Below are 21,726 nucleotides of genomic sequence, written 5' to 3'. Positions count from 1 at the left end.
GGGGGTGGGTCTTCCGGGCGAAATTAATTCGTGGGGCTGGGTCGCGCTTTGCGCCCGACCATGCGCTCCACATTCTTGATCATGTGCATGACCACGTCGGTCTGCGACCAGCGACCCATCGGCCGCCACCACAAAGCCGCCCACGTGAGCAGGCCGCCAATCGACAACGCGGTGAAATCCGGATCGTCGAATGTGAATTCGCCGCGCTTCGCGCCTTCCTGCAACAACGAAGACAGCTTGCGATCGAACTCCAGCTTCAGCTCCGCGAGCACCTGCCATTCCTCGGGCTCGAGATTCATTTCCTCGCGGCGATATACCACGATGCATTGCTGGTTCAGCAGCACCGCCTGGGTCACGCGCTCGATGGCGAGCCGCAGTTTGTCGCCCGGCGCCAGTTTGGTGGCCAGCGCTTCGTCCAGCGCCGCGAGCGGCGAGCGGATGCCGATCTCGCAGATGGCGTTGAGAATCTCGCTCTTGTTCCTGAAGTAGGAATACAAAAACGGTTTTGTGACTTTCAGTTCCGCCGCGATGGTGTCGAGCGTGGTCGCTTCGTAGCCCTGCGCAAAAAACAACTCGCGTGACTGTTCCAGAATCCGCCGTCGCTTGAATTCCTGAACTTCGGTCCGTAACTCGTGCTTGTGCGACTGCACTTCGGTTTTCTTATTTGCCTTCGAGGCGCTCACCCGCGCAGCCATAATCTTCCCTCAGCCAGACTCGTGCAAAAAAGCCTGTGAATGATGAGGCAGATCGACAGGCATCGCAATCAATCGCTGCACCGGATCGTTGTCGGGAAATTCGGCTAGCGACAGCGACCGAACGCTTGTAGAGCGTGCGGACTGTACAGCTCTCCGACACTCGCAACCGGGGTGCGGTGAAGGGACGAATGTGCGGTCAGTGAACCGGCGGGCGTGCAGAAGTGTCTCCGCGCGCCGACCGGGGGACCGGGACAATTTTGCTGGCCACCGATGCACGACTAGCTGCATTCCTGTCGCGTTGTGGTAGGATGCGCGCCCTCGCGGCGTCCAAAGCGCCCGCGACGGTCAGCGGATGGCTCGGTACAAGGTCCGGCAGACGAGGTTAAGCCCTTGATCCTGCTCGGGAAATCCTTCTCCACCAGCGCGGTCCCATAGCAGGGACGGCGGCCGCCGTCGGCCACATCAGTGCTGCGCCCGTAGCTCAGTTGGATAGAGCGCATGGCTACGAACCATGAGGTCGGGAGTTCGAATCTCTCCGGGCGCGCCATCTTTGTCGGCACTGATTTTTGCCACATCTTTCACTCTGTGCCCCCGCGCAAATTTCTCTCAGGGGTCGGCGATTTTTTTATCGCGGAGTGTGGAGTGCCGCGCTCACGGTTTCGCGATACGGCTCGCTTTAGAAAAGATGCCGGTCGAAACGTCGGTTCGCGGACTCCAGCGCGAACGCCGCCCAGAAAAACGGCTGAGATTGCGGGGAGTCGAACTGCTTCAGCTGTGCTTCACGTAACGCCGCTGCGCTGTTGCCGTTCGTCTGTCGTAGCGCGCGGTAGAACTCGTTCATCATCTCCGAGGTGGTTCGATCTGGAACTCTCCACAGCGCGCCGATGACCGAGCCCGCGCCGCCGGTGATGAATCCATCGGCCAGACTGCGCACGCCCCAGCCGCTGTAGTCGCGCCCTCGCATGGTCTCGCAACCGCTGATGACGACCAGCCGCGATGAAAACTGATCCGCGAACAATTCGGTGAGGCCGAGAAAGCCGCGCTGCTTGTCGTCGACGGCGGCCGTCGCGAAGCCCACGACGCCTGGCGTGGCCGAGTTGAAATAGCCGTGGGTCGCGATGTGCAGGAGTTTCGCTGTCCGCGCTTCCCGCGCGAGCAGCGTCTGACTTGTGGCGTCCACACCTATATATGTTTTGACGCGACGATCCGGGAACGCCGCGGCGATGCTTTTGGCCTCTCGGCGTGCGCTGGGCAGGCCGACGAGTTGCTCCGCCCAACCGGCTGCGACGTCGGGTTGCATCGACGCCAGCTTGAGCGAGCGCTTCGTTTTGGGATCCGCGAACACGACAACGTCATAAGTCGCGGAGATCGACTTATCGCGGCCGGTGTTTCGAGGTTGCCTGGCGTAGTAACGCGCGATCGACTTTGTGCGAACGATCTCGAAGCGGCTCACCAGAGGAACGTAGACATGCGGGTCGGAGCTGATGTCGATGGCGGCGAACGGCAGCGGTTGCACGGTGTCGTCGGTCACGACGACCAGACGGCGTACAGAGAGACGTTCCAACAAGATTTCGAGAGGCAACAACTGTCTGGCGGCGGCGAGCGCCGCGCGTTGTCGCGTGAAGCTCACATTGGCGACCTGCACCGTCGCTAACGCTTCCTGTACCAGACGCTGCACTGTCGGATGCGGCGGCAGCCCGAAGAATTCAGTTCTGTCACGGGTTACCAGGATCCCAAAGCTCACGCCGTCCTGGACGAAGTAGCGCAAGACTGCGTCGCCGCCGGGAATGGTCGGCAGCCGCTGGCGCGCGATTGCTTCCACGCGGCGGGGCATGCGGCTGGCCGGTTGCTGTCCATGTCCGGCCAGATAGGAGTCCCGAGCCAGGTCTCGTAGCTGCAAATGGTGCCGGAGCTCTGGATCTGCCTCGTCCCGGGCGCCTGCTGTGTCGACCAGCGCCATCTCCGCCGCGATATAACGATCGAACCGCCGGATCGCCTCGGTTTCGAACGCGCGTCCGATGGCGCCGATGTGTCGAGCTGCAACGGTGTCGGGCGGCTGGTCGTAATAACTCTCGAGCAACGGCAAGACCCGATCCGGGGCGAGCTCGTACAGCGCCTTCACATATTGGTTGAGCACGGGTTGCGCCTGGGCGAGCCAGGCGAGCCCGTCGTCGTTGCTGGCGCGCAGCTCGGCGGCGACGCGCGCGATCAGATCGAGCGTTGCTTCTCCTCGTGCAATGACGGCGCCGGTGTTGCGCTCGAGGGCGTGGCGTCGAATGGCTTGTTCGGCAAACTGCAGGCGCTGAGTCGGAGCAGTGAGATCGGATTGCTGTCGGGCCGCCGAGGCGGTGAGCAACGCGTGGATTTCTCTGATCAGGCTGGTCGCAAGCTTCTTGTTGACCGCGGAGGTGTCGCCGCGAGCGCTCCGGTCGTTGGCGATCTTCAGCATCAGAATTTTCGCATCCAGCAATTGCTCGGGCAGCGTCCTGGAGTCGCGCAGCACTTTGCTTTCGAGCAGGCGGCGACTTTGGTCCAATTTGCCTTGCGCGGCGTAGTCGCGCGCGAGCTCGATGGCCGCGACGATCGCCCGATAGTTGCCGTCGTTCTCGAACCACGACAGCGCCCGGTTGTGAAGCCGCTCCGCCTCGGCGTAGTTGCGCGATTCGCGCGCCAGGCTGCCGAGTTTCAACTGCGAACTGGCGGCCTCGCCGATGTCGCCGCTGGTCTGATCCAATTGCAGCGCCGCCGAGAAGTAACGCTCCGCGACCAGCGGCTCGCCGGTCTTGCGATAGGCGTCGGCCAGGCTGAAATACAAATCGGCGAGCAGCGTTCGGTTGCCCTGCGGCGCGGCGCTGACGATCGCCCGGCGCAAATGATCCTTGGCCTGGGCGAACTTACCCAGCAGCGTCAACGAATACGCCAGGCTGATACGAACATCCGCCAGCCGATCCGGGTCGGCCTCCGACTCGGTCAACAGTCGCAGCGATTGTTCGATGACTTCGCTGGCGCGACGATGATTGTCCTGGAGTAAGTAGTAGAACCACAGCGGCCCCATCCACTGGGCGTGCTCGATGGGATCGTCGTGAGTTTGCTGCAGCCCTTGCTGAATCTGGGCCCAGGCCTGGGGCAGATCGTGCTCGCGGCGGCCGGCAACATTCTGTGCGCGGTGCAGTAGTGCGAAGACTTGCTGGCGAGCGACTTCTTGCGCGGTGGGAGGTGGGGGCGTCTCTGCCTGGATGTCCAGGCACCACAGGCAGAGCGCGAGCAGACAAGTTTGTTGGATCCAGTGACTTCTTATACCGAGACAGGCGCATACGGCCGCCACGAAAAGATCGAGACGATCTCGAGCGGCTGGCCGTTGACGGTCTTGGTCCATTCGATCAAGTCCTGATGCACCTTGTCACCGTGCGTGTCCCGGCCGGTCGCGACCTTCCAGCCCGTCACGAGCCAGCCATGCATGTCGCGCGTGCCGGCCTCGTGGATGCCATGGGCCAGCAGGATGGGGTTCGGGTCGGTGCTGGGTTTGAACTTCAGCGCCCACATGACTTCCGCCATCTTTTCATCCCAGTTGTTCGACAAAGCGTCGACCACGATCCAGGGCTCGCCGGTGACGGGGTCGACCGCGGCGACGTGTTTGAAAAGCTGCGGCAGACTACCGCGAAACCCCGGATGATAGAAATAGAGATCGTCGACGGCGCGGTGATCGATATAACAAGGATCGGTCACCTCCGTGGCGGCGTGCTGGCTCGTGGCCACCCAAGGCAGAAATTCGGGCGGAATCTCGTTGTCGGCAAGCCGTGGGTAGTTCTGAGTGGAATCGGCCATGGTCGTCAGCTCCTCGGTGTGTCGGATGTGGGTTCGAGCAGTTCGATCAAGTGGCGCATGCAGAACAGGCGCCCTCGGTTGTTCTGAGCAGGGTTGTTTTGAGCAGCGTTGTTCTGAGCAGGGCTGTTTTCGGCAGGAAGAGGGCGGTCATGCACGGCGGCCACTTCCCGGATGCGAGTCCCGAGCGCGCCCAGCGAGGTCAATGCGTCGGCAAGTTGCAACGGCCAGCTCAGCAGGCCCGCGTCCTCGATCGAGTTGGCCAGCACCTCGGCGCAGATCAGGCTGCCGAAGGTGCCGAGCCGCTCGCCGCCGGCTTCGACAGCGGCTTCGTTGAGGATGTAAGGCCACAGCGGGAGCTCGGCGAGCGTGACGCCTTTCAGTTTTTTCAGGTCGGGCGACAGCTGAGTCTGCGGCGCGAGGTCGAACACACTGGCCAACTCTGGGTTTTGCATCAGGAACTGTTCCACCAGTTGCATGCCCGTGTGCTGCAGCGTCTCGCTGGCCAGAATATTTTTCTCCACGATGTTGGTCTGCTGGCCTGGAGGAAACGGGATCCGCACCATCGTCGGCGTCACCAGTGTGTCGATGGCGAGCGCGTCCGGCACGCCCGTCGCCTGGTCCGGCCAGCCGAAGAACTGGCGCCAGGCGACGTGAAAGTCCGCGGTCAGCGGCCGGTCGGCACGAAACAGCTCGGCGGTGTCGCGCACGCGGCCGGCGAGCTCGTAAAAATCTCGCACCATGGAATGGCCGAAGCGAAACGCCGCCTTCGAGAACAGCAGCGGCACCGGGCTGCTCGGCAGATTCAACCAATGTCGCTGGCCGCGTCGGAAATATTGCTCGAAGACTTTGGGCGCCAGCAGCAGCTGCAGATAGTCCTCGACGACTACCAGCAGGAATGTTTTGATCGTGAGCTCGCGCGCCTCGTCGAAATTTTTGGCCAGGCTCTGGTCGAGCAAAAAGTTATGAAAGCGCTGCCAGAACAAGTGCAGCTGCGCGACGATGACGTTTTCGTCGTTTCTCAAGTCGGGAATTCGCGCCTGGCCGGAAGCGTCTCGCAACAGGTCGGGAATGTCGCCTTCGCCACGACCGATTTCGAAGCGACCGCGCGCGTCGATCGCTGCCGGCACGGCGGTTCCATACAGACTATCCAGATCCAGCGCGGCGGTCGGATGATGATTGTTACGAGGGTGGGCCGGCTCGGTAATGTCGTGGGCGATGAATTGCCCTATATATGTGTATCCGACGTCGATGGTGCGCACGCTGGGACTGTCGCCCGTCATCGCGTCCACGAGCGCGCTTCGTTGTTGTGGGGTCAGCATGATCGGAATCCAATTTGGCGCGTGGCCGTTCGAGCTAAACCTGTTGTCGGCCGCGCCAATCTCCCACTCGCAGCGTGCACGTTTTGGTGCTCGCGTTGCGTCAGGAGCTAACTACTAAGCTTCTAGTTGACAGGCCTGCGGAGCGCGCGTAGCTTCTACTAGAGTTCTAGTAGTGGCGAGTCATGGACATCTATCTCACAGATCGCGAAAGCGACGTCATGCATGTGTTGTGGGAGCGCGGGGCTTCCACAGTCACCGAGGTTCGTGAGGGGCTGGCGGACGATCTGGCCTATACGACCGTGCTCACCATTCTGCGCACGCTCGAAGCCAAGGGTTACGTCGAGCACGAGGAAGAGGGCCGCACGTATCGATACTCCGCGGCGATCGAGCGGCAGGCGGCCCGCAAGAGCGCGTTGAGTCATCTGGCCAGCAAATTGTTTCAGGGGTCCGCCGAATTGCTGATGACGCAACTCGTGTCGGACCAGAAGTTGTCGAAGGATCAGATCGCGCGGCTGCGCAAGCTGCTCGACGATAAAGCCCAGGAATCGAAATCCAAGGGGAGCAAGTGATGCTCGCATGGATCGCATACATTCTGATCCTGACCGCGGTGTTGGGCATCGCGGCGCTGGGAATCGAGCAGTTGAGCCGGCGCGGTGGTTGGGCCACGCGCTGGGGATGGGCGAGCGCAATTGCCGCATCGCTACTGATTCCAGTCGTGTTGCTCGTGACGCCCAGGGACATCGCGCCGCAATCCATGGTCGATACGACGTTCGCTGTCATGAGTGCCGAAGGTGCCGTCGACGTTGTGCCTGACAGCTCAGTCCCAGCGACGATGGATCCAATGCTTCCTGACGTGTCGTTGGACGATGCGTTGATCGCCGCTTGGACATTGCTGAGCGCGCTGGTGCTCGCTGTCTTCGCGCTCAGCTGGCTTCGCCTGCGACGCGCGGCTCGGAGTTGGACTCGCACGCGAGTCGCGGGAAGAGAAGTGTTCGTCGATGCCAACCTCGGACCAGCCGTCGTTGGCTTCTTCCCAGCCCGCATCGTATTGCCGCGATGGATGCTGCAAGCCGAAGCCTCGGTGCAAAGGATGACCGTGCTCCACGAAGGCGAGCACCTTGCAGCTCGCGATTCGCAATTGATTCTGGCGGCGCTGGTTTGTATCGCCGCGATGCCCTGGAATTTGCCGCTGTGGTGGTTGTTACAACGACTGCGCACGGCAGTGGAAGTCGATTGCGACGCGCGAGTGCTGCGTTCCGGTGAAGATGTGGTCACCTATGGCGGCGCGTTGCTGGAAGTGGCCAGCTCGAACGCACGCACGCCGTTGCTCGCGCCGGCGTTAATCGAGCCGGCGACGCAGCTGGAGAAGCGCATTGTGCTGCTCGGATCGTCGGCGAGGACGATCTCGACACCGCTGGCTGCGGCGGCAGCCGTCGCACTGATCGGGATCGCAGGCGGAGCCATGGCGCAAATCGCCGCGCCCAAGTCACTGCGAACGAGCTCGATCGCAACTTCGAAGGCAAGCGCGGCTGCGGGGGCGGAGCTTCTGGACGCAGTGCTCGAAGGGGACACGCCCGGTGCGGTGGAGCTGATCGATGCTGGAGCCGATCTCGACTATCGTCGCTCGCGCGATGGAACGCCGCTCATCGTCGCGGCTCGATACGGCTACGCGCAGCTCGTGGAACTGCTGATAGCGAAGGGTGCGGACGTGAATCTCGAATCGCTGCGCGATGGCAATCCGCTCATCGCCGCGGCCGCCTCCGGACATGAGCGCATCGTGACAATGCTGGTGGCGGGCGGAGCGAACGTCAACGCATTCGTCGAGTACGACGAAACACCTCTGATCAACGCAGCTCAAAGAGGGCATCTCAACGTCGTGAAGTATCTCGTCGGGCAGGGCGCCGATGTGAACTTCTCCACTATTGCCAACAAGCCACTGCGGCCTGAACGGCGCTCCGCGTTGAGCGAGGCCGAGAAGCACGGACATCACGATGTCGCGGACTATCTGCGCGCCAACGGCGCCAGGTCGTAGGATCAATCATGCTCATCGACACGGAACAGCTCGAAGACGGCTCGCTGTTGGAAGCCAAGGTCATTATCGCCGGCGGCGGCATGGCAGGTTTGCTGCTGGCCCGGCAACTTGGCGACGCAGGCATCGATGTGCTGGTGCTCGAGTCCGGCGGTCAGGCGCAGGACTCGCGGGTGCAGTCTTTATATGCGGGCAAGATGACGCTCGGCGGGCCGGGAAACGCCGAACGAAACATGGATGGTTATTTGATTGCTTCGCGAATGCGCTACCTCGGCGGCTCCGGCAATGTGTGGGGCGGCAAGTGCGCGCCGTTGGATCCGCTCGATTTCGAGCGACGGGACTGGATTGCTCACTCCGGCTGGCCGGTGACGCGCGCGTCGATGCAGTCGTTCTACGATCGAGCTTGCGACCTGCTGGGGCTGCCGCATTTTCATGTGGATGCGCAGGCTATGACGGGCGCGCCGGAGCCATTGTTCGCAGGGAAATCGAGCAGATTCACCGCTCGCCCCCGTTGTTACACTCGCTGTAGCGGCGCAGTCGCGAACAGCACATATCACGATTACAAGCTGGCCGCCTCGAATCACGAGCGGGTGCGCATCCACCTGAAAGCCAATCTGACGCGGATCAAGCTGTCTGCGGACGGCCAGCGTGTGGCCTCTCTGGAGGTCCGTTGTCTGAACGGTCGCACTCACCAGGCGCGCGCCAGCACTTACATTCTCGCGATGGGTGGCATCGAGAATGCACGCCTGCTCATGGTTTCGAACGATGTCCATCGTAGCGGCATCGGCAACCACTCTGATTGGCTGGGACGCGCTTTCCAAGGACATGCGGTCATCGAGCACGAACAGCAACCTACGGTAATGCTGATCCGAAGCTCCGCGGCGATGACGCCGTTCGACGCGTTGGATCGCGGCAAGGTGCACATCGTGCTGGGTGTTTCCGACGCCGCACAGCGCGATCTCAAGGGGACGAATCTCACGATCTCCATGCCTCGCGGCATTGGGGCTGGGTCAGGCGTCGGCGTGACTCCGCAAGCGTTCGCACGGCGGCTGGCGGGTTCGAAGATCAGCGAACGACGCGAAGCGTATTTCGTGATCGAGCACACACCGAATCGCGACAGTCGTTTGAGCTTGATCCGCGACGAGCTCGATGAGCTGCAGATGCCGCGCATCCGTCTCGACATGCGCTTCAGCGCCGCCGAGACCGAGCGATTCACGCCGATGCTCACGATGTTCGCCACCGAATTGGGTCGCACCGAAGCTGGGCGCCTGCAATGGCGAAATGGCGCCGCGGATCTGGTCGCTGCAATGTCTCTGTCTCGTCATCACATGGGTGCGACCCGCATGGCCGTGAACGCGAAGAACGGAGTCGTGGACGAGCATTGCCGCGTACATGGTGTGCAGAACCTGTACGTCGCCGGCAGCTCCGTGTTTCCGACCAGCGGCATCGCCAATCCGACTCTCACACTACTCGCGTTGGCGTTCCGCCTGGGCGATCACCTGCGGCCTCGGTTGAGCGCATGAACATGCAACTAGATCGTCGTCGGCTGTTGGGATTGCTCGTTGCATTAGGCGCATCCACTGCCGTGAATCGACAACTGGCGTTCGGCGCGAGCGCGGCTTGCGATGTGACCATGTTCGGCAAGCTCGATATGGACGCCATTCACGAGCTTGGACGTGAGTATCTCGCCCAACGACCCGCCGCCACCGAGGTGGACGTCATCGCAAAGCTGTTAGCGGCTTCACAGAACGACACGGAAACGTTGGAGCAACTGCGCACCGAAGTGGTGGCGGACTTCACCGCCGGCCGCATCGTCAATCTCGCGGGTTGGTTCGTTTCCGAAACCGAAGGTCGCGTGTTCGCAGCCCTGAGCCGCTGCAACTCCTGAGCTTGCTTGTGGCTGTGTGAACCAGATCACGTCGCGCGGTCTGGGCGCAGCTAGCATCTTGCCGCGGTCATCCATCCGGCAAGGAAGTCTCATGAAAAAGGTTCTCGGCGCGGCAATTCTGGCGTTGCTGTCGCCGTTGGCGTGGCCCGACGATCTGCGCGACGCGCGCTCGGTTCTGCAGCACATCGAGGGCGCCGCTGCAAAGTCGGCGGCTCGTTCAGAATCGGCGCAACTGCTTGCGGATGTCCAGCAGTTCCGCAAGCAATATCGTCAACTCACGCCGCGAGTCGCCGCCGAACGATGGTTCGAGCAGCTGGATCGCGCCCGGGCGCTGCCAGCGCCGCAGCGGGAAATGGATCCGGCCAGTTTCGATCCGGACATCAGTCGATCGGTGAGCATTCGCTCCATGCTGGCGTCCATTCCGGCGCCCGAGGCATGGCCGGAAATGCGCGCGATTGCCGTCGAGCGAGTGAAGAACACCGCGCAATCTGATGTGGCCGATCTCGCTGTCCAACTCCTGACCGAGGCGCTCAATAACGATGCCGCCGCGGTGAAATCGACATTCGCCAGGCTGGAGTCGGCGGCGTCCAAACTGGACCCCGAAGCCCGCAAACAGGCGATGGCTACAGTAGTGAGCGCGCGGTCTATCTTTGCTTCCATGTACGGCACGCCGGCTGATGTCGTGTCGGCCTACGAGGCGGCGCTGAATTCGATTGACAAGGGCGAGGCTCCCGAATCCTTGATGACGCCCGATCTGGTCGCGATGGTGGGTGCGGAGCGCGCCGCGCCGCTATTGCGCAGGGCTGTGACCGGACCACAGGTCATGTCCATCCAGGGCGGCGAAGAAACACGCCGGCTCGCTCGGCAGCTCGCGTTGGAAAACGTGGCTCAGATGCGTGTGCCGCAATGGCGCCTCCTGGACTCCATCGACGCCGCGCCACTGTACGAGGCGATCACTCAGAGATTCGGTGCTAGCACGTCGGGCGCGTTCGAGTCGGTGGAGGGCATTTTCAGCGGCGACGGTCGGGACGAAGCAGGGAGCTATTATCTGCTGAGCACCATCGTCGGCAGACAACAGCAAAAGGCGGAAGCGGTATTGGCGCAAATCTCCAGCACGGGTCTGGATCTGCCGGAGGCCGCGGTGAAGGCGCTACGCGACGCGGGCCAGAGCGAGGCTCTGGTGGAGTTCCTGCACGGAGCGCTCTCGAAGCAGCCCGAGTTGCTGGCGTGGGATGTATATATCGAACAATCCTCGTACGTGGGCCGCAGCAAGCAGGCGCTGGAACTGGTTCGCGAGGTGAAGAAGCGGCCCAATCTTCCAGCGTATCTGAGCAAAAATCTCGCGGCAGTCGAGGTCGAAGCGCTGCTTGCAAACAATCGGATCGAGGACGCGATTGCCTCTCTACGGATGCAAATCGCGGCCCCGCCGGGCGCTGACAACGGCGATGTGCTCAAACACGTCGCGAACGCAACCCGCCTCGCGCGCATCGGTCGTCTGCTGGCGCGGCGAGAGCTGGTGAGGGAGGGGCTGACTGCCGCCCGAGCCGCGCTGCCGATGGTGCGCGGATCGAGCGAGTACGAACGCAGAGTGCAAACGAATTACGTTTATGAAACCTATCGCCGCATGGGGAACGCGGTCGGTGCGCAGCAAGTGGCGATCGCTGAGCTTGCAAGGGATCCGGATGAATCCGAGGCAGCCGAGCAGTTCGGATTCGGAATGGCCAATGAGGGCAAGCGCGCGGCACTGGTTGAGCTGGTCGGAATCTACGTGGCTGCAAACCGACCCGAGGACGCGTTGGCGTTGTTGCAACAAGCGAAGCAGTGGGGCGCGCGCGACCTTGCCGACTTCGTCGAGCAAAAAGATTCGCTGGGCACGCCGGTGGGTTATGCGGCTGCTCGAGCGCTCGCCGACAACGGTGAGCGCGACGCCGCTCTTCGCGCGCTGCGCGCATTACTAAAGAAATCGCCCGGATATGACGCTGCGTATGAGCTGCTGGTGAAGCTCTCGGGACCGCAGTCGATCGCTGAGCTCGATGAGCTTTATCTGCGCGATCAGTTCGAAGAGCGGCCATTGATCTGGAAAGCGCGGGTGCTCGCCGACGCGAAGCGCCTGAAAGAAGCCGAGGAAGTGATTCGTCGCGCCATCGAGATCGATCCGTCCGACGGCGAGCAGCCCGCCGACGACCGATTGCGCGCTTATGCCGTGCTCGCCGATATCGTTGCGGCGAGCGGTCGGGATGAAGAGGCGGCGACGTATCGGCAAGCTCTCGATGCGATCCGGATCTCCGAACGCGCCGACCAGTTTCATGAAGTCGGCCTCTACGATCGCGCGTTCGCGATGTACCGCGATTCGCTGGCGCGTTTCTCGGATGCCTACTGCATCCAATCGCGGCTTGCGATTCAGCTTTCGCAGCAAGGACGACATCAGGAAGCCGTCGCGCACTATCGCCGTGCTTACGAGTTGATGCCCGACAGCTTCGGCCGCGTGGAAAGTCATTGCTTCGGATGTGAGAACGTCTTTGCGGATCCCACTGCGAAAAGCATCGCCGAGCAGGTGTTCACGCAGGCATTACAGCGAGACCGGCAGAAGCCGCAGGCGCACTATCTGCTCGGTTATCTGCGCAAAGAGCAGGGGCGATACGCCGAAGCGCTGCAGTCGTTCCGCAACGCCGTCGCTCTGGATGACGGCTACCTCAACGCCTGGAAACAATTGAACGAGCTGGGCGAGCGGACCTACATCGAGCCGGCGGAGCGCGAGATCTTTCAGCAGAAGTTGCTTCAGCTCGATCCGCGGCAGCGGCACGTCCGCTACGATCTGCGGAGGGTCAGGGATCTCGCCAAGGTGTGGCGGGAACTGCAGAAGCAACGGGACTCGATGCCGGCCGGGGATGAAGGCGCTTTTCGGCTGACTGCGAATGCACGGAAACTGGATGACGCCATGGCCAGCCTGCCTCCGGAGTTGCGCGCGCAGGCTGAAGTCATGGGCTCTTATGCGGAGCAATACGACGATCTGATCTATACAGCACGAGATCCCCGTCGCTTCCTCGCGGGACATGTCGTGACCAAATATGTGTCGCAGCTGATGGATGCGGAAGACGCGTACTACTGAGCGGGGTCTCCGCGCCTTGCCCGTCCGGGTGGCGGGCAGGGTTGATTCGTCACCCGGCGGCCGCCCATTGTGGGGCTGTCGCCAAATAGCGCCACTGCGTATTTCACCCGAACCGCAACCCAGCGCACGCCCCCGACCACATGGCTACAATGTGCAGCCTGCGGTCACGGAAGCCATTGCGTGCACATTCACCCTCCGATCTTTGTAGCCTCTTCGGTGCTGATCGCGTGTTTGGGGTCATGGACAGCTCTGGATCTTTTCCGGCGGGTGCACGCACATACCGGCTTCTGGCGCGGAGCCTGGCTGGCGGCGGCTGCCGCCGCGATGGGGTTGAGTATCTGGGCCATGCACTTCGTCGCGATGCTCGGGTTCAACCCGGGCGCCGATGTTCGTTTCGACGTCCCGCTGACCTTGCTGTCGCTGGTTCTGCCGATCGGCGTCACCGCGTTCGCCTTCTTTTCCGCCGCCGAGCGCGGCCGCGAGTATCTGTTCCTCGGCGGCCTGGTGATGGGCGCTGGCATTTGCATCATGCACTACGTGGGCATGGCGGCGGTGATCACCCAAGCGACGCTCACCAACGACACGCTTTACGTCGTGCTCGCATTTCTGGTCGCCGTTTCTGCTTCCACGGGAGCGCTGCTGGTCGCGCGGCGGGAGAGAACATTCGTGCAGCGGGCGAGCGCCGCTTTGGTGCTCGGTTTCGCCATCGTGGGCATGCACTACACCGCGATGGCGGGTGTCCGCGTCACCTCTGGGGAGGCGCGGGTCGATTTCATCCCGACCGGCATCGACTCGATCGCGCTGGCGATCGTGGTGACGGGCGGCACGTTGTTTATTTTACTGCTGAGCCTGATCGCCGCGCTATCCGATCGGCGCTTTGAAATGGTCGCCGCCGAAAAACTCGCTGCCGAGTCTCGCGCGGCGGATGCCCTCGCGGAAAAGGCGGATGCGCAGGCGGCGCTGCTCCATGCGCAGCGATTGGAATCGCTGGGCCGATTGACCGGCGGCGTGGCGCACGATTTCAACAACCTGTTGACGGTGGTCATCGGTGCGCTCGACATCATTCTGCGCCATCCGGAAAACCACGAGCGTCGCAAACGACTCGGCGAAGCCGCGCTAGCTGCCGCGAAGCGCGGCGAACGTTTGACGGCGCAGTTGCTCGCTTTCGCGCGGCGCCAGCCGTTGCAGCCTGTGAGTTGCGATCTGAATGAGCTGGTTCGGGAATGCGAACCGCTGATTCGCGGCGTGGCTCACGAGACGCTCGAAGTGAATTTGCGCTTGGGCAAGGACGCAGCAGTCGCTTTGATCGACCCGACGCAGTTCGAAGCCTTGCTGCTGAACCTGATCGTCAACGCCGTCGACGCGACGCCGCCCGGAGGCAAGATCACCATTGAAACCGGCGTGCGCGCGCTGACGCAAGACGAAGTCCCGGGGCTCGCGGCCGGCCGCTACTTCCAACTGGATGTGACGGACACCGGGCAGGGCATGAGCCAGGAAGTCATGAGCCGGATTTTCGAACCGTTCTTCACCACCAAAGCGGCGGGCAAAGGCACCGGCCTCGGGTTGAGTCAGGTGTACGGCTTCGTCAAGCAGTCGGGTGGCGACGTTCACGTGCACAGTGCGCCGGGCCGCGGCACGCGCTTCACCATTTGCCTGCCCATCATGGAAGGCAAAGCCGAAGAGCCCTCGGTTGAGCCAGTCGCGCCGCGCGGTCAGGAGCGCTCACTGCACGTGCTGCTCGCGGAAGACGATGCATCCGTGGCCACCATCACTGAAACCATGCTCAGAAATCTTGGGCACGAGGTGCTGCGGGTCGAGAACGCTGACCGTGCGTTGAGCATCCTGCGTTCGGCGGAACCGCTCGATCTGTTGATGTCCGACGTCATCATGCCGGCCGGAATGAACGGGTTGGAGCTCGCGCGCGAGGCGACGTCATTGCGCCCGACGATCAAGGTCCTGCTGTGCTCCGGCTACGCCGGCGAATCCATCGACCGGGCGCTCGCCGCCGGATCGTGGCCGTTCCTGCGCAAACCGTACTTGCAGGACGAGCTCGCCGCACATCTGCAACGTTTCTTCGAGCCGCCGGATCAACGACAAAGAGCCGGCTGATCCTACCGGCGACTTTCCTGTCGTCCCTCCGAGCCATTTGTACTCTGTTTCTTCTGCCACAATTCATCATAAACTCTGCATCGCAGAGTACTTGACGGAGTGAGGTCGCGGCCGTACCTTGGCTCACGCTTTCAAGAGGTCAGGACGATGTCGCAAGCGAAAACGGTCAATCTGGACGCCCATGCAATGGCGACGCTGCGATACATCCGCGCCTCCATGGATGCGGCCGGTAGCGTCGCGGTGCCCGGATCGGCGGGTATCGCGATGGGCGCCGTCGGCACGGCCGCAGCGGCGCTGTCGGCGATTCCGAATCTGCGGCCGTATTGGCTCTATATCTGGCTGGTCGCGGCGCCCGTCGCCGCAATCGCCGGCGGACTGTTGCTCGCGAGATCGGCGTCAGCCATTCATTTCGTTTCGGCGGGAACGCCGGGCCGCAAACTTGCGCTCGCACTGCTGCCCACTCTATTTGCCGGCGCCGTGATGACAGCCGTTCTATGGCGCGCCGATCACATCGGCGCGATTCCGGGAACCTGGTTGCTGGTGTATGGGTGTGCGTTGATCTCGGCCTCCGCATCGACGACTCCGATCGTTTCCTGGATGGGATCGTGCTTCGCCGGATTCGGGCTGCTGGCGTTGGTGCTGCCCGCCGAGTTGCAGATTCCTCTGCTCGGTCTCGGATTCGGCGGGCTGCACATTCTTTTCGGAATATTGATCGCCCGGGAGGCTGCTCATGGCCGCCAAAGCTAAGACACGTACACCCGCCGGCGCGAGCGAGCGTCAACGACGCAAGCTCGAAGCCGTCGCATCGACCACGCGTCAGGACGGCGAAACCAAATTCGAGCGCTTGATCTACGAGCGGGTGCGACTCGGCATCATGAGTGCGCTGGCAGTCCGCGAACAGATGAGCTTCAACGAGCTCAAGGGTCTGTTCGGCGACATCAGCGACGGCAATCTCGGCGCGCATGCGCGCAAGCTCGAAGACGCTGGATATTTGAGTTGCACCAAGTCGTTCGAAGACCGCCGGCCGCGCACGGACTATCGCATCACCGAGCAGGGCAGGGCGGCGCTGAACCGTTATCTCGATCATGTCGAGGCGGTCATTCGGGCGACGCGCGGCTGATTTTTTCGCCCATTCACTCTGTATTGCAGAGAACTCGACAAATGCATGTCGCAATCATCATGGATGGCAACGGCCGCTGGGCGCAGCGGCGAGGTTTGCCGAGGCCCGCGGGGCATCGCGTTGGCGCCGATGCTGTCGACAGAGCCGTGACGGCGGCTGCCGGTCGCGGTATCGACGTGCTGACGCTCTACGCCTTTTCGTGTGCGAACTGGCAGCGGCCGCTCGCCGAAGTGAGAGGCTTGTTCCGTTTGTTCCGTTGTTATCTCGAGGAACAGACGCAGCGCTGCCTGGAGCAGTCCATTCGCCTCAACGTCATCGGGCGTCGCGACCGACTGGACCCTCGCCTGCTGGAGGCGATCGAGCATTCCGAGCGATCCACCGAGCAATGCAAAGGAATGATTCTGCGGATCGCCGTCGACTACTCCGCGCGATGGAGCTTGATGCGGGCGAGTCAGATATCGAGCGACATCGTAGATCTGGATCACGATGCATTCGCGCATCGGCTCGCCACGGTCAATCATTCCGTTCCGGTCAGCGACGTGGATCTTCTGATCCGCACGGGCGGCGAATGTCGTCTGAGCGATTTCCTGTTGTGGGAGTGCGCGTACGCGGAGTTGTACTTCGTGTCGCGACTGTGGCCCGACTTCGATGCGGACGATTTCGAATCCGCGCTGCTCGAATACTCGCGCAGGGACCGCCGCTACGGGCGCATCGACGACGAGGCTGTGGATTCGCCGGAGGTTCATCATGCTTGACCAGGGAAGGCGAATGCGAGCTACACCCGTGCCTGCCGATATGGCCGTTGCGCCCGAGTTGCCTGCGCCTGTCATGGGCCGGACGCCGCAGGCTCGAACCGCACTGCTCATCAATCCTTTCTATCCCAAAGATCCGCGCGCGAGCTATGGAAAGCACGTGCTCACGCCGACGTTGGCGCTCACGAGCATCGCCGGCGCGACACCGGAGAATTGGGAGGTTCGCTACTGGGACGAGAACCTGTTGCAAGGCCCGCCGCCGCGCGAGCCGCTGCCGCATGTCGTCGGCATCACTGTACATCTCACGTTTGCAAAGCGCGCGTATGCGCTTGCTCGTTGGTATCGCGCGCAGGGAGCGATCGTCGTTCTTGGCGGTCTGCACGTGCTTTCATGTCCCGATGAAGCGGCAGCACATGCGGACGCGATCGCGATTGGCGATGGCGTATTGCTCTGGCCGCAGATTCTGGAGGACATCGAACGCGGCGCTTTGCGTCCGCGCTATACGGCTGATTACGCACGGCCGTATCGGCTCGATCCTCCGCCAAGGCGACCCATATTGCCGCGTGAAGCCTTCCTCACCACGACCAGCGTGATTGCCACACGTGGATGTCACAATCGCTGCGGCTTCTGTTATCTCGCGACCGATGGCTTGCACATGCCTTACCGCATGCGCGACGTGGAGCAGGTCGTCGACGAGATCGTCGCCGACGGGCAACCGTACACGGTGTTCGTCGACAACAACCTGGGTTCGCGACCGGACTACCTGCGGAAACTCTGCGCTGCGCTGAAGCCGCTGGGAATCATTTGGAGCGCGGCCGTGACGATCGATGTAACAGACGATCCGACGCTCGTGCGGGAAATGGCCCTTGCCGGCTGCACTGGAGTGTTCGTGGGCTTCGAGTCGCTCAACGCCGGGAATCTGAGCGATGCGAGGAAGCGGACGCCGGCCCCGGAAGACTATGCTCGCCGAGTCGCGCTCCTGCATCGATATGGCATCCAGGTCAACGGCAGCTTCGTGCTCGGCTTCGATCACGATCGGCCGGATGTGTTCGAGCGAACGGTGCGGTGGATCGACGCGAATCGTCTGGAATGCGCCACGTTTCATATTCTGACGCCGTATCCAGGCACGCCGTTCTTCCGTCAGCTCGAAGCGGAAGGGCGCATCGTTCATCGCGACTGGGATAAGTACGACACGGCGCACGTCGTGTTTCAGCCCAAGCACATGAGCCAGGAGGAGCTCGATCGCGGCTACGCCTGGTGTTACGACCGCTTGTTCTCGCACGCCTCGATCTGGAAACGCCGCCCGGAAGATCCGCGCGCCGTGATCTCCTATCTGGCGATGAGCTATCTCTACAAGCGTTCGAATCGCTTCTGGCACTTATTGATCAAGCATCGCCTGACGGCTGCCGTGTGGCGTCCGCTCATCGAACATTCCCGCCGCCGGCACTTGAAGTTCCGATCCCGGCTGGACGACGAGCCGGCGAGCCCGACACGCGCGAGTCAATGCGTCAGTCCAGGCGTGTGATCGACCCGAGCGCCGATAAACCCGCCTATGCTGGCAAGCGCGCCATGGATATCGCTTTCGCCGCATGCGCCTGTGCTGTGTTCGCGCCGCTCGTGGCCACCATTTGTGTCGCGATCTGGTTGGACGATGGTGGGTCGCCGTTTTTCACACAGCTGCGCATCGGCGCATCACGCAAAACGTTTCGCATCCTAAAGTTTCGTTCCATGCGCGATGGAGCTGTTACACGAGTCGGTCGCTGGCTGCGGCGAACCGGGCTCGACGAGTTGCCGCAGTTCGTGAATGTCTGCCTCGGCGACATGAGCGTCGTCGGTCCGCGGCCGCTGACGGCAGAGGACGTTGCGCGACTGAACTGGGCGTCGTCGCGCCACGACTGGCGTTTTGCAATGAAGCCGGGCATCACCGGAATTGCGCAGCTCGTCGGCGGACGAAGCGCGCGGCACAGCGCTCGTCTCGACCGCCTGTACTTACGACGGCAGAGTGCGCTTCTCGATATGCGCCTGGTCGCGCTGTCATTTGTTGGCAACGTCGCAGGCAAGGCCGTGGTCCGTAGATGGATGGCGTTCACCCAACAGCAACAGAATCGGCGCGGCGATGAATACTGACGAGCTGGCCGCGACCACGATGCCGAACACCATCGGCACGGCGAAGCTGGCAACCGTCGCACCGCCCCAGAGAGCCATGGGCACCATGGCGAGAAAGGCCGTCATGGATGTAAACACCGAGCGTGCCAGCGTCTCGTTGATGCTGCGATCAATGAGCTCTCGCAAGGGTACGTCGGGGTGCAGGCGAAGGTTCTCGCGCATACGGTCATATACGACGACTTTGTCATTGACCGAGTAGCCGATCAGCGTGAGGAGCGCGGCAATCGCTGTGAGGTTGAACTCGAGTCCAGTCAGCGCGAAAAACCCCAGCGTCTTGGTCGTATCGAGCACCAGGGTTGCGATTGCGCCCACCGCGAAGTGCCAATCGAAGCGGATCCAGATGTAAGCAAACATCGCCACGCCGGCGAAGAGCACGGCGAGAATGCCGGCGTCCGCGAGCTCGCTACTGATCTTGGGACCGATGATATCGACGCGGTCGAAGCTCGCCGTGGGTTCGACTTCGAGAATCGCGGCCTTCGCCTGATCGGCAAGCCGTGTTTGCGCGGCCGGGCTCGCTTCAGGTTGCTGCTGAATGCGCACGAGAATGGTCGTACCTTCGTCGCCCACCTGCTGAAGAGTCACTTCTCCGAGATTGGCCTGTTCGAGTCCCGCCCGTAAATCGGCGATGCGCATCGCCGTAGGCGAGGAGGCTTCGATGATGGCGCCGCCGGTGAAGTCCACGCCGTAGTTCAGGCCAGGCTTCATGAACAGGAACAGCGAAGCGACCGACAGCACCAGCGAAACGCCGATGCCGATGAAACGCGCCCGCATCACCTGGAACTTCGGTGTGGCGTTGACCCAGCGAGCGGGCAGCAGCGAGCCAATCACTAACTGCCTCGGTCGACGCCAACGAATCCACAACGACATGAGCGCTTTCACCACGGCCACGGCCGTGAACATCGAGATGGCGATGCCGAGCGCCATCGTGACCGCGAAGCCCTGCACCGGACCGGAGCCGAGTGAGAACAGCAGCACGGTCGCGATCAACGCGGTGACGTTGGAATCGATGATCGTGGCATACGCGCGGTCGAATCCGTTCATCAACGCGGCCATGGCCGACTTGCCATTGCGTGTCTCTTCACGAATGCGCTCGTTGATCAGGACGTTCGCATCGACGGCCAGTCCGATGCCTAGCACGATGCCCGCGATGCCGGGCAGGGTCAGCGGTGCTCCCAGCAACGTCATTGCGGCGAGAGTGAGTGTCACATTCACCAGCAGTGCGACGTTGGCGATGACGCCCCAGCCTCGATACAGCACCGTCATGAACGCGAGCACGAGCAACAGGCCGGCGGCGCCGGTGATTGCTCCCATGCGAATCGCGTCGCTGCCGAGATCCGGACCCACCATGCGTTCATCGATGATCTGCAACGGGACAGGCAGTGCGCCGGCTCGCAACAGAGCGGCCAGCGAGCTGGTCTCGGCCATGGTGAAGTTGCCTTGAATCTGGCCCGCGCCGCCGAGGATCGGCTCCTGGATCACTGGCGCGCTGATGACCTTCCCGTCGAGCACGATGGCAAATTGCCGGCCGACGTTGTCGCGAGTGATCTCGGCGAATTTCTTAGCGCCTTCGTCATCGAAGCGAAATGAAACCACCGGGCTGCCGGTGCGAGAGTCGACAGTGGTGCTGGCTTGCGTGAGCCGCTCGCCCTGGAGCATCGGACGCTGCTCCAGGATGTAATCGACGGGCCCATCGGCCGCCGGTACACGGATCGATCCGATGCGAGGAGTCCCTTGCCCACGAGCATCCCACGACTCCACACGATGAAAGGTCAGCTTCGCGGTGCTGCCGAGCAAAGTGCGGATCGATGCCGGATCCTGCATTCCGGGCAGTTGCACCAGAATTCGGTTGTTCCCAAGCGCTTGCACCGTCGGCTCCGCCACACCGATGGCGTCGATGCGACGGCGCACGATCTCGATGCTTTGCTGAAGCGCAGACTTCAGGCGTTCGGCAGCCGCGGCGTCGCTCAAGCCAGCTTCTTCCTTTTCTTTCTGAAGTGCGCGCTCGTCCAGCTCGAGCACAAGATGCGCGCCTCCGCGTAGGTCGAGGCCCAAGGCAATTTGTTTCTGCGGCAGCCACCGAGGCCAGTTCGCGAGTTGCTCGCTCGATAGCAGACTGGGCAGTGCGATGACGCTGCCAACTAGGATGATCAGCGCGTACAGCACGAGCTTCCATTTAGACGGAACCATGAGATCTCCCTTTCAATGCGCGCAGCAGCGCGCGAACCGACGCTTACGGCGTCGGATACAACACGAGAAGGAAACGCATCAGTCGATGCGACCCGGTTTTTTAGTCAGCGTGAGCGCTGACGGGAGGGGCCCTTGGTTGGGCGGGAGAGCGGTCCGGCTGCGCGGCCGGCGACGGAGTGAATGCGACGAGCGGTTGAACAGAAATCGCAGCCAGATTGCTCAGCCGAGCGGCCGGGATTGCCAGCGCCGGTGGATTCCCGTCGCGTGTGGGCTCGGCGCGGCGGCGATCGTTGGTTTGCAACGACGGCTGCCGATCCAGCGATATCAAGGCGCTGGGAACATCGACGCCGTCGAGCAGGCCCGACACGAACCGTTGCTGGGATTGCGCCGGATTGAACAACGCCGCCCACCAGACGATGGCGATGAACGCGAGCCACGCTGGCGCGTTCATGCGGAGATTCCGCGACGAGGTTGTAAATGACATGGACATCGGTGCCGGCAGGCTAGATCATGTTTCTTGCGGCTGC

General features: G+C 62.4%; 17 protein-coding genes and 1 tRNA gene. 12 read left to right on the top strand and 6 right to left on the bottom strand.

Annotation, left to right across the window (positions count from 1 at the left end):
• Positions 1-23: 23 nt before the first annotated feature.
• Positions 24-683, bottom strand: coding sequence for a TetR/AcrR family transcriptional regulator (locus VGD45_RS15975; protein WP_331156326.1), 660 nt, complete (start codon positions 681-683; stop codon positions 24-26).
• A 482-nt stretch (positions 684-1,165) separates the two neighbouring features.
• On the opposite strand from VGD45_RS15975, the gene VGD45_RS15970 reads away from it, so the two are divergent.
• Positions 1,166-1,242: transfer RNA gene (locus tag VGD45_RS15970), tRNA-Arg, on the top strand.
• A gap of 129 nt (positions 1,243-1,371) precedes the next feature.
• Here VGD45_RS15970 and VGD45_RS15965 read toward each other — a convergent pair.
• Genes VGD45_RS15965 through VGD45_RS15955 form a run of 3 tightly spaced genes read right to left on the bottom strand, consistent with a single transcriptional unit; the run spans position 1,372 to position 5,839 of the window.
• Complete coding sequence (locus VGD45_RS15965) at positions 1,372-4,020, bottom strand: CHAT domain-containing tetratricopeptide repeat protein (RefSeq protein ID WP_331156325.1); 2,649 nt, start codon at positions 4,018-4,020, stop codon at positions 1,372-1,374.
• The gene (locus tag VGD45_RS15960) at positions 3,990-4,520 is read right to left on the bottom strand and encodes a hypothetical protein (RefSeq protein WP_331156324.1); all 531 of its coding nucleotides are present in this window, start codon (positions 4,518-4,520) and stop codon (positions 3,990-3,992) included. The genes VGD45_RS15965 and VGD45_RS15960 overlap by 31 nt, the downstream gene beginning before the upstream one ends.
• Before the next feature lie 5 nt (positions 4,521-4,525).
• A complete protein-coding gene (locus VGD45_RS15955; RefSeq protein ID WP_331156323.1) occupies positions 4,526-5,839 on the bottom strand; it encodes a peroxidase family protein in 1,314 nt (437 codons plus the stop codon).
• 182 nt (positions 5,840-6,021) lie between these two features.
• On the opposite strand from VGD45_RS15955, the gene VGD45_RS15950 reads away from it, so the two are divergent.
• The 11 genes from VGD45_RS15950 to VGD45_RS15900 all read left to right on the top strand — a co-directional run bounded on the left by VGD45_RS15950 (position 6,022) and on the right by VGD45_RS15900 (position 18,973).
• Positions 6,022-6,408 (top strand): BlaI/MecI/CopY family transcriptional regulator, encoded by a 387-nt coding sequence (locus tag VGD45_RS15950; protein ID WP_331156322.1) that lies wholly within the window; start codon positions 6,022-6,024, stop codon positions 6,406-6,408.
• Positions 6,408-7,871 (top strand): M56 family metallopeptidase, encoded by a 1,464-nt coding sequence (locus tag VGD45_RS15945; protein ID WP_331156321.1) that lies wholly within the window; start codon positions 6,408-6,410, stop codon positions 7,869-7,871. The genes VGD45_RS15950 and VGD45_RS15945 overlap by 1 nt, the downstream gene beginning before the upstream one ends.
• 8 nt (positions 7,872-7,879) lie before the next feature.
• On the top strand, positions 7,880-9,391 hold the full coding sequence (locus VGD45_RS15940; protein WP_331156320.1) for a GMC family oxidoreductase: 1,512 nt from the start codon (positions 7,880-7,882) through the stop codon (positions 9,389-9,391).
• Entirely contained in the window at positions 9,388-9,756 is a 369-nt protein-coding gene (locus tag VGD45_RS15935) for a hypothetical protein (RefSeq protein ID WP_331156319.1), read from the top strand. Before VGD45_RS15940 ends, VGD45_RS15935 begins: the two co-directional genes overlap by 4 nt.
• A gap of 91 nt (positions 9,757-9,847) precedes the next feature.
• Positions 9,848-12,865, top strand: coding sequence for a tetratricopeptide repeat protein (locus tag VGD45_RS15930; RefSeq protein WP_331156318.1), 3,018 nt, complete (start codon positions 9,848-9,850; stop codon positions 12,863-12,865).
• A 267-nt stretch (positions 12,866-13,132) separates the two neighbouring features.
• On the top strand, positions 13,133-14,974 hold the full coding sequence (locus VGD45_RS15925; RefSeq protein WP_331156317.1) for an MHYT domain-containing protein: 1,842 nt from the start codon (positions 13,133-13,135) through the stop codon (positions 14,972-14,974).
• A 147-nt stretch (positions 14,975-15,121) separates the two neighbouring features.
• Positions 15,122-15,721 carry a hypothetical protein gene (locus VGD45_RS15920; RefSeq protein WP_331156316.1) on the top strand — a complete coding sequence of 200 codons (600 nt, stop codon included), beginning with the start codon at positions 15,122-15,124 and terminating at the stop codon, positions 15,719-15,721.
• Positions 15,705-16,094 carry a transcriptional regulator gene (locus VGD45_RS15915; RefSeq protein ID WP_331156315.1) on the top strand — a complete coding sequence of 130 codons (390 nt, stop codon included), beginning with the start codon at positions 15,705-15,707 and terminating at the stop codon, positions 16,092-16,094. The genes VGD45_RS15920 and VGD45_RS15915 overlap by 17 nt, the downstream gene beginning before the upstream one ends.
• A 41-nt stretch (positions 16,095-16,135) precedes the next feature.
• Entirely contained in the window at positions 16,136-16,849 is a 714-nt protein-coding gene (gene uppS / locus VGD45_RS15910; RefSeq protein ID WP_331156314.1) for a polyprenyl diphosphate synthase, read from the top strand.
• 13 nt (positions 16,850-16,862) lie between these two features.
• The gene (locus tag VGD45_RS15905; protein WP_331156313.1) at positions 16,863-18,371 is read left to right on the top strand and encodes a B12-binding domain-containing radical SAM protein; all 1,509 of its coding nucleotides are present in this window, start codon (positions 16,863-16,865) and stop codon (positions 18,369-18,371) included.
• On the top strand, positions 18,350-18,973 hold the full coding sequence (locus VGD45_RS15900) for a sugar transferase (protein WP_331156312.1): 624 nt from the start codon (positions 18,350-18,352) through the stop codon (positions 18,971-18,973). Before VGD45_RS15905 ends, VGD45_RS15900 begins: the two co-directional genes overlap by 22 nt.
• Here the strand turns inward: VGD45_RS15900 and secD are convergent.
• A complete protein-coding gene (secD, locus tag VGD45_RS15895) occupies positions 18,881-21,199 on the bottom strand; it encodes a protein translocase subunit SecD (protein WP_331156311.1) in 2,319 nt (772 codons plus the stop codon). The two genes, VGD45_RS15900 and secD, sit on opposite strands and share 93 nt — an antisense overlap.
• A gap of 100 nt (positions 21,200-21,299) precedes the next feature.
• Entirely contained in the window at positions 21,300-21,650 is a 351-nt protein-coding gene (locus VGD45_RS15890) for a hypothetical protein (RefSeq protein WP_331156310.1), read from the bottom strand.
• Between the last annotated feature and the right edge of the window lie 76 nt (positions 21,651-21,726).

It is taken from the genome of Steroidobacter sp., from assembly GCF_036402275.1.
Classification (GTDB): domain Bacteria; phylum Pseudomonadota; class Gammaproteobacteria; order Steroidobacterales; family Steroidobacteraceae; genus Steroidobacter.
The sequence above is the reverse complement of the archived record's forward strand: the minus strand, read 5'-3'. Positions and strand labels throughout refer to the sequence as shown.

Bases quoted from the DNA above. Each gene is read 5' to 3' on its own strand.
- VGD45_RS15960 (WP_331156324.1), bottom strand. From the start codon at position 4,520: ATGGCCGATTCCACTCAGAACTACCCACGGCTTGCCGACAACGAGATT.
- VGD45_RS15955 (WP_331156323.1), bottom strand. From the start codon at position 5,839: ATGCTGACCCCACAACAACGAAGCGCGCTCGTGGACGCGATGACGGGC.
- VGD45_RS15950 (WP_331156322.1), top strand. From the start codon at position 6,022: ATGGACATCTATCTCACAGATCGCGAAAGCGACGTCATGCATGTGTTG.
- VGD45_RS15945 (WP_331156321.1), top strand. From the start codon at position 6,408: ATGCTCGCATGGATCGCATACATTCTGATCCTGACCGCGGTGTTGGGC.
- VGD45_RS15940 (WP_331156320.1), top strand. From the start codon at position 7,880: ATGCTCATCGACACGGAACAGCTCGAAGACGGCTCGCTGTTGGAAGCC.
- VGD45_RS15935 (WP_331156319.1), top strand. From the start codon at position 9,388: ATGAACATGCAACTAGATCGTCGTCGGCTGTTGGGATTGCTCGTTGCA.
- VGD45_RS15930 (WP_331156318.1), top strand. From the start codon at position 9,848: ATGAAAAAGGTTCTCGGCGCGGCAATTCTGGCGTTGCTGTCGCCGTTG.
- VGD45_RS15920 (WP_331156316.1), top strand. From the start codon at position 15,122: ATGTCGCAAGCGAAAACGGTCAATCTGGACGCCCATGCAATGGCGACG.
- VGD45_RS15915 (WP_331156315.1), top strand. From the start codon at position 15,705: ATGGCCGCCAAAGCTAAGACACGTACACCCGCCGGCGCGAGCGAGCGT.
- uppS (WP_331156314.1), top strand. From the start codon at position 16,136: ATGCATGTCGCAATCATCATGGATGGCAACGGCCGCTGGGCGCAGCGG.
- VGD45_RS15905 (WP_331156313.1), top strand. From the start codon at position 16,863: ATGCGAGCTACACCCGTGCCTGCCGATATGGCCGTTGCGCCCGAGTTG.
- VGD45_RS15900 (WP_331156312.1), top strand. From the start codon at position 18,350: ATGCGTCAGTCCAGGCGTGTGATCGACCCGAGCGCCGATAAACCCGCC.
- secD (WP_331156311.1), bottom strand. From the start codon at position 21,199: ATGGTTCCGTCTAAATGGAAGCTCGTGCTGTACGCGCTGATCATCCTA.
- VGD45_RS15890 (WP_331156310.1), bottom strand. From the start codon at position 21,650: ATGAACGCGCCAGCGTGGCTCGCGTTCATCGCCATCGTCTGGTGGGCG.